Source organism: Nostoc sp. UIC 10630 (assembly GCF_010747425.1).
GTDB lineage: Bacteria > Cyanobacteriota > Cyanobacteriia > Cyanobacteriales > Nostocaceae > Nostoc.
On record NZ_JAAGOG010000175.1, the window covers coordinates 1 to 16,640 of the forward strand.

The 16,640-nt window shown below is 42.5% G+C and carries 12 protein-coding genes and 1 tRNA gene; 6 read left to right on the forward strand and 7 right to left on the reverse strand.

Annotation, left to right across the window (positions count from 1 at the left end; translation table 11 throughout):
* Positions 1 to 78: 78 nt before the first annotated feature.
* Entirely contained in the window at positions 79 to 2,346 is a 2,268-nt protein-coding gene (locus G1O98_RS29310) for a transglycosylase domain-containing protein (RefSeq protein WP_163935570.1), read from the reverse strand.
* A gap of 430 nt (positions 2,347 to 2,776) precedes the next feature.
* On the opposite strand from G1O98_RS29310, the gene G1O98_RS29315 reads away from it, so the two are divergent.
* The gene (locus G1O98_RS29315) at positions 2,777 to 3,427 is read left to right on the forward strand and encodes a hypothetical protein (RefSeq protein WP_163935573.1); all 651 of its coding nucleotides are present in this window, start codon (positions 2,777 to 2,779) and stop codon (positions 3,425 to 3,427) included.
* Between the two features lie 200 nt (positions 3,428 to 3,627).
* Here the strand turns inward: G1O98_RS29315 and lspA are convergent, their stop codons facing one another.
* Positions 3,628 to 4,104, reverse strand: coding sequence for a signal peptidase II (gene lspA, locus G1O98_RS29320; protein WP_012407648.1), 477 nt, complete (start codon positions 4,102 to 4,104; stop codon positions 3,628 to 3,630).
* Positions 4,105 to 4,198: 94 nt separating this feature from the next.
* Positions 4,199 to 4,786, reverse strand: a complete 588-nt coding sequence (locus G1O98_RS29325) for a biotin transporter BioY (protein ID WP_012407649.1) — start codon at positions 4,784 to 4,786, stop codon at positions 4,199 to 4,201.
* Between the two features lie 774 nt (positions 4,787 to 5,560).
* Between G1O98_RS29325 and pstS the strand changes: the two genes are divergently transcribed.
* From pstS to pstB, 4 genes are all read left to right on the forward strand, one after another.
* Positions 5,561 to 6,742, forward strand: coding sequence for a phosphate ABC transporter substrate-binding protein PstS (pstS, locus tag G1O98_RS29330; RefSeq protein WP_163935575.1), 1,182 nt, complete (start codon positions 5,561 to 5,563; stop codon positions 6,740 to 6,742).
* Between the two features lie 144 nt (positions 6,743 to 6,886).
* Complete coding sequence (gene pstC, locus G1O98_RS29335; RefSeq protein ID WP_163935577.1) at positions 6,887 to 7,837, forward strand: phosphate ABC transporter permease subunit PstC; 951 nt, start codon at positions 6,887 to 6,889, stop codon at positions 7,835 to 7,837.
* Positions 7,838 to 7,856: 19 nt separating this feature from the next.
* The gene (pstA, locus tag G1O98_RS29340) at positions 7,857 to 8,738 is read left to right on the forward strand and encodes a phosphate ABC transporter permease PstA (protein ID WP_114084557.1); all 882 of its coding nucleotides are present in this window, start codon (positions 7,857 to 7,859) and stop codon (positions 8,736 to 8,738) included.
* Between the two features lie 57 nt (positions 8,739 to 8,795).
* On the forward strand, positions 8,796 to 9,602 hold the full coding sequence (gene pstB, locus G1O98_RS29345) for a phosphate ABC transporter ATP-binding protein PstB (protein WP_163935580.1): 807 nt from the start codon (positions 8,796 to 8,798) through the stop codon (positions 9,600 to 9,602).
* Positions 9,603 to 9,892: 290 nt separating this feature from the next.
* On the opposite strand, the gene G1O98_RS29350 is transcribed toward pstB, so the two are convergent.
* The 4 genes from G1O98_RS29350 to G1O98_RS39500 all read right to left on the reverse strand — a co-directional run bounded on the left by G1O98_RS29350 (position 9,893) and on the right by G1O98_RS39500 (position 14,935).
* Positions 9,893 to 9,963: transfer RNA gene (locus G1O98_RS29350), tRNA-Gly, on the reverse strand.
* Positions 9,964 to 10,014: 51 nt separating this feature from the next.
* Positions 10,015 to 11,190: a hypothetical protein gene (locus G1O98_RS29355; protein ID WP_163935583.1), complete on the reverse strand. Its 1,176-nt coding sequence runs from the start codon at positions 11,188 to 11,190 to the stop codon at positions 10,015 to 10,017.
* Between the two features lie 68 nt (positions 11,191 to 11,258).
* Complete coding sequence (locus G1O98_RS29360; protein WP_163935586.1) at positions 11,259 to 14,792, reverse strand: response regulator; 3,534 nt, start codon at positions 14,790 to 14,792, stop codon at positions 11,259 to 11,261.
* On the reverse strand, positions 14,789 to 14,935 hold the full coding sequence (locus G1O98_RS39500) for a hypothetical protein (RefSeq protein ID WP_167315574.1): 147 nt from the start codon (positions 14,933 to 14,935) through the stop codon (positions 14,789 to 14,791). The genes G1O98_RS29360 and G1O98_RS39500 overlap by 4 nt, the downstream gene beginning before the upstream one ends.
* An 879-nt stretch (positions 14,936 to 15,814) precedes the next feature.
* On the opposite strand from G1O98_RS39500, the gene G1O98_RS29365 reads away from it, so the two are divergent.
* Entirely contained in the window at positions 15,815 to 16,447 is a 633-nt protein-coding gene (locus G1O98_RS29365) for a GNAT family N-acetyltransferase (RefSeq protein ID WP_243458572.1), read from the forward strand.
* Positions 16,448 to 16,640 lie beyond the last annotated feature (193 nt).

The window sequence follows — 16,640 nt, forward strand, 5'->3', positions numbered from 1 at the left end:
ATTCCCAATTCCCAATTCCCAATTCCCAATTCCCAATTCCCAATTCCCAATTCCCAATTCCCAATTCCCAATTCCCATTTACCTTGTAATCCGCCGCATATAATTTCCCCACAACTGAGCGGCTTGAGCGCTGCTACCAGATGTTGGGGAATTGTTGTCGTTTCCCAGCCAAACACCAGTTACAAGCCGCCGACTTGGGATAAAACCTATAAACCATAAGTCAACGTTTTTATCAGTCGTGCCTGTTTTACCGGCTTCTCCCAGTCCAATGGCAGCACTACGACCAGTGCCTCTGGTGATGACACCACGCATTAAGCTAGTCATCTCGTCGGCTACACCACTTGGCAGAACTCGTTTGTTCGCATCTGGATCTTGGTCGAAGGAGTAGATTACCCGACAGGTTTTGATATCATTGCGATCGCTGCAATCACCACTGTCTAAAATTCGGTTAATCGCATGAGGAGGATTCCACACTCCACGATTACCAATAGAGCCAAAAGCACCAGTCATTTCCAAAACATTGACCACACTTTGACCCAGTACTAAGCCAGGAACCGGATCGAGGTTTGACTTAATTCCCAAATTCTGAGCCATCGCCACTACTTTATTCAGCCCGATTTCTCTAGCAACTCCCAAGGCGATGGGATTTTCTGAAAGAGCCAGCCCGGTGGCAATATCTAAACTGCCAGCACCTGAACGACAGGGTTTGTAAGTGAAGCCTTGCCAAGTTAAAGGAGCGCAGGAATAATTCTTAGATGGTGAAATTCCCTGTTGAATAGCGGCGGTGTAAGCAAAGATTTTAAAGGTGGAACCTGGTTGTCTTTTGGCTTGAACAGCGCGATTGAACTGACTTTTTTTGTAATCAGTTCCGCCTACCATTGCCAGAATGCCACCTGTACTGGAGTCAAGAGTTACCACAGCCCCTTGAGAAAAGTTAAAACTTCCACCACTATTATTGACTGAATTCCGCAACGCCGATTCAGCTTGGCTCTGGATCGCAGGATCAAGCTGGGTTTCAATGATATAATTCCCTTCGTTTGCGGCTCCCTCACCCAAGATTGATTCAAGTTCAGAAAAGACGTAACTGTAAAAATAAGGAGCGATCGTCTTAGCCTGCTGTTCACAAACTTTAGGACTAACTTGAACAGTGGAACGTCTAGCTCGGTTCGCATCTTCAAGCTTAATTTTGCCCATTTCCAGCAACCGCTTAATCACACGATTCCGGTATTCAGCTGCTTCTAGCTTATTTGGCCCATCCCCACAAAAATCGAATGCGTTGGGAGCAGGTAAAATTCCTACCAAAGTAGCTGCTTCTGCCAAAGTTAATTCTTTAGCCGACTTCTCAAAGTAATACCGGGCTGCATCCTCAAAGCCAGAGGTATCTCCCCCTAAGAAAACCCGATTTAAGTACATCAGCAAAATTTCGTCTTTGCTGTAAAAGGTTTCTAACTTTAAGGCGACAACTGCTTCCCGTAATTTGCGTCCAAGGGTATCCTGTCTACCTACATACTCACGGAACAAGCTGCGAGCAACTTGCTGCGTAACAGTGCTGGCTCCTTGCTGCACATCTCCGCTACGGCTATTGATCAACACGGCTCGTAAAATCCCCAGAGGGTCAACCCCAAAGTGCCAGTAATAACGACTATCTTCTGAAGCTACTACGGCAGATGGCAAATAAGGGCCAAATTCCTCTAAACGCTTCATATCTACATGAGAGATCGTTCGAGGCTCTCTCAATGGGGTGGCTCCATCACGAGCGTAAACAACTACTGGAGCGCGTGTAGCTGTAGGCAGGGGTCTAACTGAAAATTTCAGCCATTCTACGCCAATTACTAAGGCGAACAAGGCGCTGACACCACCAACACCATAAGCTGTCCAACTTGCAGCTTTGACATACCAGGCTGGTGGATCGACGTATTGCAGGCGCACAGAAGCGGCTAGTTCTGGGGGCCCCAGAGTCAGAATATCGCCGTGACGTAGTTCTAAGGAATTAACACGACGCTTGCCACGATAAATGCCATTGGTGGAGTTTTCATCTTTGATGACGAAAACTGGTGTGCGCTGAGTAGAATTCCGCGATAGCGATAGGTGAATTTGGCTGACAACAGGGTTACGGACGACGATATCGCTGGATTTGGAGCTACGACCGAGAATATAGCGATCGCCCAACAGTGGATATACCTCTGCTTTATCCGCCCCCGCATCCTGTACCCAGAGTTCCGGTACTTTGGCATTAGGCTTGAGCGCCAGTTTGGAAAAATCAACCCTAGCTTGGATAGTATGGACTGCTTGAGTCAGTTGACCAATTAACGTTTGTGGCTTGTGAGGGGGTTGGGGAGAACTCATCGGCTATTCACATCACACTTTTTAGTGAAGAATGGGGCGAATTACAATTTTAGATGTTAGTCTTTCATCATTTTACTCATAAGCCAAAGCATAAATTAGCTATACGGGACTTTTTGCTCTAATTTATACTGAACATTACTTTTTCACCTGAGTTAAATCGTTATTTTTATCACTTTGTTACAGAGAAATAAAATTTTTTCTCCTTCCTAAAGTCTTATTCTATATAGTCATTTTACTTCAATAACTACAAGCATAGATTTGAATCTTGTATTTATAAACACTAGTTATTAACAAACAACAGATTTAATTTTTACCAATTTTACATATCCACATATTCTGCAACAAACTTAAATATATTCATTTAGGAAGATTTTCTAAATCTTATTATCTGTTTTAATGGGCCGAGTGTTCCGTTGAGGTAAATTTCAGAATGATGGGAAAATCTCTGACCCTGATTGGTACAGCTCTATCTTTGGCTCTCACCACTAATATTGCCGTAGCCGAATCCAGTAAATCCCCCATAGCTCAATCCAGTAGCGAATCTACTAGCGCACCAACGGAAATCAAGATGTCGCCAGAAGGTATGAAAATTCTGTGCGAGTATTTTCCGCTCAACTCTCGCTGTCCCGGCGGCACAGCCCTTACCCCTGGTGCGGCTCCTGGTAGCACTACAGCACCAGCAGAAACCACACCTAGCACTGCTCCTGGTAGCACTACAGTACCAGCAGAAACCACACCGAGTAACATCACTCCTCCCGAAAGCACTCCGGCACCAGGAAGTGTTACCCCACCTGACAGTGGAACTCCTGAAAGCACTCCAGCACCAGGAAGTGTTACCCCACCTGAACCTGGCGCTCCTAGTAACTTAACTCCAGCACCAGGAAGTGTTACTCCACCTGAACCTGGCGCTCCTAGCAACTTAACTCCAGCACCAGGAAGTGTTACTCCAACTGAGCCTGGCACTCCTAGCAACTTAACTCCAGCACCAGGAACCGTTACTCCATCTGAACCTGGCGCTCCTACAGAACCAGGTGCCAACTCTCCCAGTACTCCATCTACTGCTCCTGCCACAGGTAAATAAATTAAAAGCTGGATACGTTTGACATACTAATTTACCATCAGCGATCGCCTGTGCATCTTGACTTTCTGCACCAGTTATGATGACTGGTGTAGGATATAAATTCAAATCTCTGGAACCCATAAATCAAGTCTTCGCATATAGGACTGAGAAATAGTTTCAGTAATTAATAGCCTGGGATTAATCATCCCAGGCTTAATAGTTTAATCCAGCCTACCAGTTGAAGTTGGTGTTTTTTGGAAGGAAGCAATTAACAAAAAAACAATACCAATACTAATAAAAGAATCTGCCACATTAAATACAGGAAAGCTAATCAGGCGAAAATCAAGAAAATCAACGACATGTCCTAAAACAAAGCGATCAATACCGTTGCCCATAGCTCCACCTAAAATTAAGCCATAGCCCAACTGATCCCATAAATTTAATGTTGGGCCAAACAAGGCCAACGCTATCAATACCAAACTCACTCCTAAAGATAGCCAGCGCAACCACTCTACTTTCCCACTTAACAGACTAAAGGCGGCACCAGTGTTAGTAACATAGGTAAAGTGAAATATTCCAGTTAAGAGTGGTAGTGTTTGCCCCAAACTGAAGGTTTGTACCACCCAGTATTTTGTTATTTGGTCTAGGAAAAAAGCTATAAAGGCAGCAATCCAGAAAAGGCGGTTTTTTAAACGCATGAAACTAGGGGCTAGAGACTAAGGACTAAGGACTAAGGACTAGGGGATGAGAAAATTGTAAATTTCTTGCCCCTAGCCTCTAGCCCCTTGATGACTAATAAAACATTAAGTGACGCAATATATATGCTATTACAGTAACGGCACAGACCACACTTAATTGCCCTGGTAGTGCAAACCAAGAGTATCTGAGGATTGCTTGCATCAAAGGTAGATTTTCTGTGCCTTTCCACTGAAAAATATAGCTAATAATCAAATAACTAATACCGCATAGATGCAGAGTTAACAAGCCACAGATGCAACTAAAGGCGAGAGTTTCTAGTCGAGGTCTAGCTTTAAAGGCAACTAAGCCACAAATCCAAGCTCCAGGAATAAAGCCTAGTAGATAGCCAAATTGAGACAGCTTAACATAACCAATACCACCTCCATCGGCAAATACAGGTAATAAGGTTAACCCCATCACTAAATAGGCAATTTGCGAGAGCGCACCGGCATTTTTGCCCCCTAAACAGCCCACTAACAGTACTGCGCCAATTTGAAAAGTGACACCTAAAGAAAAAGTCTGAATTCCGTGCTTACTCCAATTCCAAGGAAAGGTGATGCCATAAGCTTCTAAGAAGGTACCACCCATTGTCAGGAGTAAGCCAATCATAGACCATAGTAATTGATTGGAAGCAGCAAACATTTATCAGGCAACCAGGAAAAGGCAAAAGGGAAAACCAACAGCAACTAGGATGTTCATTAGTATTGAAATGAAATTTGTGCTGACACCTCTAAGAATTAGCATATTTTTTTTTGCCTTTTTGGTATGTAACTTTTCAGTTCTACGAATTATTACTTAGGTGTCTATAGCTGTAAGTTGATTGACTGAAGCGTAGTCTGATTCTGGTATTTGACCTAATACGTGGTAAAGCTAGCAAAATTTAGTATTTAAACTAAGTTTTTAGATTCAGTGCCAATTTATGCTACAAATTGTTAAAGATAGTTCTTTAATTCACTTTTTTTAGCGATCGCCCCGCATACTCTCCATAAAATAGGCAATTTATAGTTTTCCTTCTGCTTTATCTAAATTAGTTCACTGTCTAAACTTAGATTGTTTAGTTATAACTTTAAGTCTGCTTAGCCCTATAAGCAGCAATAACTTTCATAAAATTTCAAACAAAATTTATTAAGTTTTCAATAATAACACAATTTGTTATTTTTTATCATTTGACCAAAAAAGTGACCCTATCAATCAAATTTTGCCAATATTATATAACCAAATCACTGTGGTACTATTTGTAATCTGTAACTAAAGCGGCAGTATAAATTTTATCAAGCAAAAGTAAAAACGAGTGTTTGTTCTTCATCAAAAAACGAGCTTTTTTTGCTTTGTTAACCTATCCTTTACCTTTACCTTAATCCTTTAGGGGTATTCTTAGAGGCGCTCACCTGAAAAGTTACCCAAACATTGATAGCGATGCCATCACCTTTTCGTGTAACAAAAATTCATCGCCTCACAGCTTCAGTTTCAGTGTTAGCACTGGCAATCAGCCTAGCTGCATGTGGCGGACAGCAAAATCCAGATAATACAGCCACAAAGGATACTCCTTCTGGCACTGCTACAGATACGACTGCCTCCAGTACAACCAAATTAGATTTAGGTGGAAATCTCAAGTTAAGCGGAGCTGGTGCGTCTTTTCCAGCACCACTATATGATACATGGTTTACTGATCTAAACAAAAAGTATCCAAATCTACAAGTTGACTATGCCTCAGTTGGTAGCGGTGCCGGAGTTGAGCAATTTATCAAAGGGACTGTAGACTTTGGTGCCAGCGATGTTGCTATGAAGGATGAAGAAATCCAGAAGGTACCAGCGGATAGGGGCGTTATTTTACTGCCTGTCACTGCTGGTAGCATCGTGCTAGCTTACAACTTGCCAGATGTTGCAGAACTTAAACTACCACGAGCAGTTTACGCTGATATTCTACTGGGCAAAATAACTTCTTGGGATGATCCCCAAATTGCCAAAGCTAACCCAGGTGCAAAGCTTCCTAAAGAGAAAATCACAGTAGTTTATCGTTCAGATGGTAGCGGAACAACAGGTGTGTTTACAAAACACCTCAGCGCTATTAGCCCGGAGTGGAAGACTAAAGTTGGTGAAGGCAAAACTGTCAACTGGCCTAGCGGAGTTGGTGCTAAGGGGAATGAGGGTGTTACCGCCCAAATCCAACAAACACAAGGTTCTATTGGTTATGTCGAGTACGGCTATGCCAAACAAAATAGTCTTAAGTCTGCTGCTTTGGAAAACAAAAGTAGTAAGTTTGTTGTGCCTAGTGAGGAGTCAGCCTCTAAAACTTTGGCATCAGTAACTCTACCGCCCGATCTCCGCGTCTTCATTTCCGATCCAGAAGGGGCCGATTCCTATCCCATCGTCACTTACACCTGGATTTTGGCTTACAAGAAATATCCCAACGCGGCAAAAGCTAAGGCAGTTGAAGCTGCGATCGAATACGCTTTAACTGAGGGACAAAAACAGGCTACGACATTAGGATATGTTCCTCTACCCCAAAATGTCATCGCAAAGGTTGCTGCGGCTGCGGATCAAATTAGTCCAGACTATAAAATCGCTGTTGGTAGTGGTACTAGCGCTAGCAAGTAGCTACAGTCATAGACATGAGGCATTGCTAGACAATAATTTTTAAGCTGGTTATTAAACTAGTTTGAAAAGACGATGAGGCAACAATTTTGCTTAGATGGTTGCCTCCCATATCTTCCTCTGATTTAATTGTGAAAGTCGGTAGTCATGACTACAAATTCTCAAAATCTTTCATCAGCGACAAAAAATCGCTCTGATGTAGAAAAATCTCTAGATCGCGGTTTTATCTGGCTTACTAAAATTTTCGCCTTTGGGGTTGCTGCCACTTTATTATGGATCGGCTTCCAAGTTGCAATTGCTTCTGGGCCTGCCATCCAAAAGTTTGGTGCTAGCTTTTTAGCTAATACCACTTGGAACCCAGTTAATGATAGCTACGGGGTGCTACCTCAAATTTATGGAACTCTCTTGAGTTCTTTTATTGGTTTACTGATAGCTGTACCGATTGGAGTTGGTACTGCTATTGTACTAAGCGAGGATTTTTTACCCGCAAAAGTGAAATTGGTACTAGTTTTTGCAGTAGAACTGCTCGCAGCTATTCCCAGCGTTGTTTACGGCGTTTGGGGTATTTTTGTTTTAGTGCCTATTTTAACTAACTTGGGAAAATGGCTCAATAGTTACTTTGGCTGGATACCATTTTTTAGCACCCCCCCTACAGGACCAGGAATGTTACCGGCGGGAGTCATATTAGCAATTATGACTTTGCCCATTATCACAGCCCTATCGCGCGATGCCTTGATTTCTATACCCCCAAGTTTGCGCCAAGCCGCCGTAGGACTAGGAGCAACCCGATGGGAAACTATATTACAAATACTTATTCCAGCAGCCTTTTCGGGGATAGTTAGCGCTGTGATGTTGGCACTCGGTCGGGCAATGGGTGAAACAATGGCTGTAACAATGTTAATTGGTAATTCCAACAACATTAGTATCTCCCTGTTAGCACCAGGTAATACAATTTCTTCTCTACTGGCGAATCAATTTTCCGAAGCTAGTGGTTTACAAGTTTCGGCTTTAATGTACGCTGCTTTAGTTCTATTCTTCTTGACCTTGGTAGTTAATATTATGGCCGAGTTTATCGTTCTGAGAGTCAAGCGACTGTAGCTTAGTTTTGGGTTGAATTATGACTTCTAGTTTTCCAGAGCGCAGTCTAACTCGCGCTCCTATGTCTCAAAGGACACTATTTAATACAGTAATGACTGTAGTTGCATTTATCTGTGGGATATTGGCACTTGTGCCTTTGTTAGCAGTACTTTCTTACGTCATTATTCAAGGCTTTAGCAGTTTGAGTCCCAGCCTCTTTTTTGAACTGCCACCCAAAGCTTTACAACAGGGAGGAGGCTTTGGTAATGCCATCTTGGGAACACTATTAATGGTAGGAATTGCTGCCCTGATTAGTATCCCATTTGGTGTTTTAGCAGCAATATATATCACAGAATTTAGTTCAGCGCAAGTAGCGAGATGGGTACGTTTTGCAGCTAACGTCTTGAGTGGAGTCCCGTCAATTATTGCTGGGGTATTTGCATACGGGATTGTAGTTTTGACACTAGTAAAGTTAAACTTAGGATCATACTCTGCTTTAGGTGGAGGGTTTGCACTGGCAATTTTGATGTTGCCAATTATTGTCCGAACCACTGATGAAGCCTTGCAGTTAGTATCGCAAGATTTGCGACAAGCATCTGTAGGGTTAGGGGCAACTAACTTTCAAACAGTAACACAAGTAGTTTTGCCAGCAGCTCTACCTGCGATTGTAACTGGGGCAACGCTAGCGATCGCCAGAGCATCTGGAGAAACCGCACCTTTACTATTTACTGCGCTATTTTCCAATTTTTGGCCCGATGGCTTATTCCAACCAACAGCTTCCCTTGCTGTTTTGGTTTACAAATACGCTATTTCTCCGTTTAAAAATTGGCAATCACTAGCTTGGGCGGCATCTTTGATTTTGGTATTGATGGTTCTAATCACAAGTATCATTGCTCGCTGGGCTACTCGCAAAAAAGCTTAGGGAAACGGCTTACACATAGCGGATTTGTATCGCTAAAACTAATACTGCACTTAATTTATGGCTACTAATATTAGCACAGTCAACGGTACTGAAACTGTTTTACGCACCGAAAACCTCAACGTTTACTACGGCAAGTTTTTAGCCTTGCAGAATATTTGGCTAGATATACCAAAAAATCAGGTTACAGCTTTTATCGGCCCTTCTGGTTGTGGTAAAAGCACATTGTTGCGATGCTATAACCGCCTCAATGATTTGATTGAGTCATTTCGGGCAGAAGGTAAAATACTTTTTTACGATAAAAACTTGTATGCATCCGACATTGATCCTGTAGAAGTACGTCGGAGAATTGGGATGGTGTTTCAAAGACCAAACCCATTTCCCAAATCAATTTATGAGAATATTGCTTTTGGAGCCAAAATTAACGGCTACAAAGGTAACATGGATGAATTAGTAGAACGGAGTTTGCGACAAGCGGCTTTGTGGGACGAAGTTAAAGATAAACTGCGGCAAAGCGGCTCGTCTTTATCGGGTGGACAACAACAAAGGTTATGTATTGCTCGTGCGATCGCAGTCCAGCCTGAAATTATATTAATGGATGAACCTTGCTCGGCTCTCGACCCTATTTCCACCTTGCGGGTTGAAGAATTAATTCACCAGCTGAAAGAACAATATACCATCGTTATTGTCACCCATAATATGCAGCAAGCAGCGCGGGTTTCTGATAAGACAGCCTTTTTTAATGTCAAAACTACGGAGTCTGGAAGTCGTAATGGCTACATGGTAGAGTACGACGCAACAGAACTAATTTTCAACAATCCTCAACAGCAAGATACCAGAGATTACGTTAGCGGTAGATTTGGATAAATGACTGCACATTGTTGATATTAGAGCAATGAGGGATACTCGGAAATCAGAGCTGTGCGAGATTCCTCTAGTTTTTTTATTTATTTGCCAAGGTTAGCGTAGGCACAGCCCGCCGCAGGCATCGCTTGATAAATTGTGGCTGTTTCTCGATCAAGAAAAGCAACAATTAACCTGTTTATACAAGATTTGCATTAATTGGGTTGGGTACGACACCCACTCCAAAAATTTTTATTGAAAATAGTAGGTGTGTTTACACCGTGCTGCACTAGTCGATTTTTGAGTTTTTTCTAAGCGGGCGGCGGGAATCGAACCCGCATTAATAGCTTGGAAGGCTATAGTTTTACCACTAAACTACGCCCGCAAATTTCCAACTTTATAAATATAACACACGTTTTTGGAAAAATTCAAGCATCTAATTGGAATTAGCAGGCTGGATTTTGATTCGTACAAACAAATTGCTCAAATCTGGTTTTGTGCCGTCGTTGTTGTGAGCGGCAAGAAAGTTTTCTGTCTTGAAAACATCATTGAGAACTCGTTCGTATGTCCTTTTTTCACTTTGTAGTGTTGCAGGTTCTATTTCGAGAACTACAGCCTGTTGAAAGTTGCCATTGCGATCAATTATTAAACTAACAAGCATCTGTGCTGGCTTAACTTCGGAATCGCCAGGTAGAAAACTTGAGTCTAGTTGTTTTGTGTTGCTTCCCGTGTATGAAGCGATAACCTCGGGTAGAGCATCTTGTCGAAATCCTTTTGTTTGTATGAACTTAATCATTTCATCCCTAAGCAAAGGGTCTACTATTGCTACCGATGCTCCCCCAGTAGGAGTTGGTGGAGTTTCCCCAGTAGGAGTGGTTGGAGTTTCCCTAGTAGGAGTGGTTGGAGTTTCCCTAGTAGGAGTGGTTGGAGTTTCCCTAATAGGAGTGGTTGGAGTTTTTATGTTTTCAGCTTCCGAAACTGGTGGAGTTGATGGAATACCTGTTGGTAGTGCCGTTCCCTTTCCCAGTTTGATTTCTTGACGGCGGTTCCAAGGTATATTACCGATTGGAACTGTAGGTGTCGGTGTGGCTGTCGGTTTTGGCGTGGCTATCGCTTTCGGTGTAAATGTTGGTTTTGGTGTAGCTATCGCTTTCGGTGTAACTGTCGGTTTTGGAGTGGCTGTCGGTTTCAGTGTAGATGTAGGAACTCTCTGTTGTCTATTAGGTTGAGAGGGGTAAATTCGACTCTTTTGCTGGAGATTATCAGCAGAATTTATTGCGCCAACAAAATCTTGATTTCTGGGCGTATTTCTTGCTGTTTTTGCTGAACGCGCTGGTACAGACTTTTGAGTTATGGATGCTGGCTTTGGCGAAACTCTTTTGGCTGTTGATTTTGATTGAGGAGCAATATCTATCAATTCAATGGGAACAGCAGATTGACTTTGCTGAGGAAACCACAGACTGAAAGCATTAGATGAGCGCATCAGCCAGAACGCCAGCAAGTGCAGAGAGACTGAACCTATAACGACAGAAGTCCACAAAGCTGGTGGATCGGTGTGTCGCCTCCAGACTTTGGTTGGAATTGGGGTTTTGTCTGCAACCGATGGTGTCATATTATATAAACTGGATATGATTAGGCACTTTTACTCATTGCTAATGCTTTAAAATACCAGTCTAAATTTTAGCGATTAACCATTACCTCTGGTGTAACAGCAAAGGTCAAAACTGTTTCATCTACTCCTTTAAGTTCTAGTGGACTACCTTTAGTAATTTCTTCTTCCTGCAAATAATCTGCCACGGCAGCAGAAACCAAAATAGTACCGGGAAGAGCGGCAGCTTGCAACCTGGCAGCAATATTCACACTTGGACCAATAGCAGTATAGTCGGCACGTTCAGCACTACCAAACATCCCTACAACAGCCGTACCTTGATGAATACCGCACCGAAACTGTACGCTAGTAAGTCTGTCACCATCGAATACACCTTGCTCTCGCCAGCGCTGGTTCAAGTCAGCCAGTGAGCGGTGCATTGCTCTTGCTGTATTGATGGCACGACGTACCTGTTCATTGGGGGTTAGTTCTTCCGGCGCTCCATATAAAGCTAAAATAGCATCTCCCATAAATTTATCTACAGTACCGCCATTACCAAATACAACCTTGGTCATAGCTTCTAAATATTCATTGAGCAATTCTGCGACTCGCCGGGATCTGAGAGTATTTGATAGCTGTGTAAAACCCACGATGTCACTAAACAAAACTGTAATTAAGCGTGGTTCTGGGCGTAAATCTAATGTTAAATCTCCGGTTGCGGCTTTTTGCACCAATACAGCCGGTAAAAAGCGCTTTAATACTGATTCTGTAAGATAAGTATTTAACTCCACAATTCGTCGTTCATTTTCTTTTAATGCTAAAAGATTCCGAACTTCCGCCAAAAGTTCCCTATCGTTGAATGGTTTTGCTAAATAAGCATCCGCCCCATGTTCTGTACCTTCGATGCGGGTTTCTTCGTCAACTTTCGCTGTCAGTAGAATGATGGGCGTTCCTTTCAGCTTTTCCTCATTGCGGATCATCTGAATCATCTCAAGTCCGCTTACCAAGGGCATCATTAAGTCAGTCACAATCAAGCTGGGTATAATTTCCTTCGCTAAACTGTGCCCTTCATAACCGTTACGAGCTGTGCGTACATGATAACCGTTACGGCGGAAAATTTCAGATACATAGGTTCGCAAATCTGGGTTGTCATCTACAACTAAAATTGAGTGCTGAGTCTTAAGTGCTGAGTCTTGCGTATCAATATTAGGAGAGAAATTTATTGTAATATCTTCAATATTGTCTGTTGTTGACTCTACCAGTTCTAAATCAGCCAATTCTACGTTAGCGCGGCTTGTGTTCACTTCGGCAGGGGTTTCTAGTACTTGCTGTACAGGTAAATGACCATTTCCAGTCACAAGCCATAAACTAAAGGTAGTACCTTGGCCATAAACTGATTCCACAGTGACATGGCCACCATGCAATTCTACCAATTCTTTAACTAAGGCTAAACCCAAACCACTGCCTTCATAGGAACGGTTTGCTGAACCTTCAGCTTGACGGAAGCGCTCAAATAGGTGGGGAATTTGTTCTTTAACAATGCCAATTCCCGTGTCTTGTACTTGTAATATGCAACGATCTTGTTCAGATTTTAGTCTGACGCTGATCGTGCCACCTTCGGGGGTAAACTTCATGGCATTTGACAGAAGGTTATAAACCACCTTGTCGAATTTTTCCATGTCCAAGTACACCGGAGAACATTCATCTAACTGGGTGGCGAGATGCAGTCTCTTTTTCTCACAGTAGGGACGAAAAGATTCCACAATTTGGCTGACAAATTCGACTAAATCGCAGGGATGGAAACTAGGCTGCATTCTCCCCGCATCTAGGCGTTGTAAATCCAGAAGTTGATTTACCAGGCGTAGCAAACGGCGGGAGTTACGCAGGGCGATCGCACTTTGGGAGTAAGATAATCCTTCACCAGCCGCTACGGCCGACTCTAAAGGCCCTTGAATCAAGGTGATCGGTGTGCGAAACTCATGGGAGATATTTTGGAAAAATTCGGTTTTTTGTTTATCTAGCTCCAGTAAACGTTCAGCTTGTTGGCGAGTTTTTTGATACAAGTGTGACTGCTGCACAGCGATCGCTGCTTGAGCTGCTACTGCTTTCGCCAAATCAATATCAGATGGCAGCCATTGACGTACTTTTTTACCTTCATGCAAGGTAATACTACCGATACATTTACCATCAGCCAATAATGGTACAAACATTAGCGATCGCGCTGGCATTTTTAACGGCAAATTAAAACCCTGTATATCTGAGGGAGAATGGCTCACATTCCCAATTACCACAGGTTCATGTGTCTGTAGCATTTGTTGGAGGATGGGATTCTCTTGTATAGATGATTGAGAATAGGGTAATCTCTGGGCTGATAGATGGTTATTGTCTGGGGCTGGCGATGCCTGTGGCGAGCTGTGCCTACGTAAACTTTCCAAATGTTGAAAACTGTCATACAAGGCAACACACTCGACAAACTCATCTTCTTCTGTCCACAAAGACAAGACGCAACCATCGACTTGTAAGGCTTGTCCAAGTTGTTGAGTAATAGCTGCAAAGATATCTTGGGGGTCTAGACTAGAGCGAATCGCGCTAGTAATCGTATTAATTAAACTCTCTCGCTTGGCAAGGGCACGTACTTGTTCGTAAGCATAAGCTTGAGACAAAGCTAAGGCTGCCTGATCTGCTACCATCAACACCAGCTGCACCTCATCCTCTCCCCAGAAGCGGGGCACAGAACACTGGTGCAGCGCCAGCACTGCCATCAGTTCTTGTTGGCAGATCAATGGCACAACTAAACTAGAACAAATATTAGCGACAGCAAAAGCTTCCCCACGTTCGCGCAGTTCGGGAGTATTACCGTGAATGCGTTCATCATCGGTTACATCGTGAATCACCTGGACTTCACGGGTTTCCCACACTGTCTGAGCCAAAACAGTCAGAGGGGTAGAGGGGGAGAGGGACACAGCAGAAGAATTATTTGCCTGCACCCCTGCTGGTGTATGTTCCCCTGCTTCTTCTGAAAGAGCTTTCTGATAAATAAATCCTTTATCCGTCAACTGCTCATCTTGGAAAGGACGTAACAGACAGACATCCACCTCCAACATGTGACCCACTGTATCTACAATTGCCTGCAAAATTTGTCTGTAGTCTAAAGCACTACGAATCGTATTTGTGACAGTATTCAGCAGCGACTCTTGTCGGAGTGTGCGTGTAAGTTCGCGGGTGCGGGCTTTGAGGACATTGTGAGTATCCAAAGCTTGGCGTACCACAGCTTTAAGTTCCTCAGCTTCCCACGGTTTGGTGACATATTTAAAGACCTTACCAGCGTTGATTGCTTCCACCAAGTCTTCGACATCGGTGTAGCCAGTTAAAATAATTCGGATAATATCTGGATATTGAGTTGCTGTCAGGCTCAAAAATTCTGTACCGCTCATCATTGGCATTCGCTGATCGGAGATGATCACCGCGACCTCTCCCTCTTGAGCCAGCAGATCGAGGGCCGCAGGGCCAGAGGTTGCCCTTAGCACCTTATAGTCGCGATAAAAGGTGCGGTAAAGCAAGTCAAGGTTGTCTGGCTCATCATCGACAACCAAAATTTTAGGCTTACTGTTTGCTTGGGATTTCATGCACCGCTTTCCTGCTGCAACGGCAGTCGGATAAAGAATAATCTGATCAGGGAAGGATTTTTCTGAGTCAGGTAAGAGCAGAGCATTTCCACCAATAAGGCTCTTTGGCTACATGACTGCTGAGTGTAGGAGCGTTTACTCACGGTAATTCGTTTCAATTGCTTATACCTATTACCGTTTGCTTTAGTGCAGTGTAATTGCTTTCATAGTCAGTTATAGGGTTATAGAGTCGATCCTTGCTAGTCAAATCTTCTTTCACCTCCTGCGAGCAATGTCTAATACTACATACAGCACTCATAGCTAGCTGAAAAATCCAGATGAAGCTGCATATTAAGTTTTCCCTCCGCAGCAGTTGTACTAACACTTGCACGTAAATTTTATTTATGGTAGTCATGGTAGAGTCAGCAAAATTAAAACAATAAGATTTAAAACCAAAGTATACTATTAGACAAATACCTCTTTCTAATTTAGCAATCAGAACTATCATTAAGACAAGTGGTATTGGTAAAGAAGTTAGGGATAGGAATCTGCAATATTCCTGCCTAGCATCTCTACAGCCTGTTTCTATTACTTAGCAGCAAAGTCTTGTTAGTGTAGCGTCAATTGCATAAATAAGTTCAGTATTACACCTAAAGATGGTTTACAACCAAAGTTTGTTGTTAGTGTACTTACTTAACAATTTTATAGGTAATGCCTACAGGTAAGTTATGCTATATGTCTACCCATTAACCTAAACCTGTACGATTTACAGATGTTTTTGTGGTAAACAGACTGGTATACTCCCTATCTCAAGCAAGGGATGCATCTAATTCTTACTGAACTTAAAATTGTAGCTTTATGAAGCTGTAACTTCTAAGACTCTTTCAAAAAGACGGACTATAAAGCCCCAAACTAAAGTGTAAAACTTTGTATGCTTATAAGCAAAAGCAAATGAGCAGTCTTAGGTCAGTTCAATCTACTGGGAATATATAAAGTTTTTATGCGGTTAAAAGGGTGTTTGAGGATATTTGAGAAAATTTTCGTTGAATAAAATCAATACTAAACTAGCCTTGAAATATCGGTCTTTTCATCCATACCAGCAACAGCCAATCGATCCAGCTTGCTGCGAATTTCAAATTCGTACAGCTACACCTACTGATTTGATCGGTGTTTCCCAAATTATTGCTGAAAGCTTTCACTCCCAAAAAGGTATGTGGGGATGGGCTTTTCCATTGTTACGTCTGGGTATTTACGAAGACTTAAGGCATCGGATGACATCACCTCCACCCCGTCATGTTTGTTTAGTCGCCTTGGAAGCTAACAATGGTGCGGCTAATAACTTAGTAGGAAGTGTGGAACTGGGTGTACGTTACAGTGATTCCTGGGGTCAGGCTGGCATAGGTTTTCCTTACTTATCTAATTTAGCGGTTCACCCAAAATACCGTAGACATGGAGTGGCTTCAGGGTTACTGACTAGCTGTGAAAAAGTTTCCCGCGAATGGGGATTTCAAGACTTATATCTTCACGTTTTGGAAAATAATCATCAGGCAAGGCAACTTTATTTCAAGGTGGGATATCGGGTACATAAAGTCGAATCAAATTGGAATACATTTTTATTAGGACGCTCAAGCCAGATGTTATTGCATAAGCATTTGAATGCTAATTTTAGTATCTGACATTTTGGTAAATTTTTATTTTGTAATTAGTTTGGAGAAAATCTATCATCAATATCGGCAACCAAAGCAGAAATTAACCTAATTAAAAAACTAGCTAATGTTAGCTAAATAGCTTGATATATAAAGCTTTAGATAATTTTTTAAGTAGATTTCATTGAGATTTTTATTATTAAAAAAAACATCAATAAAAAAC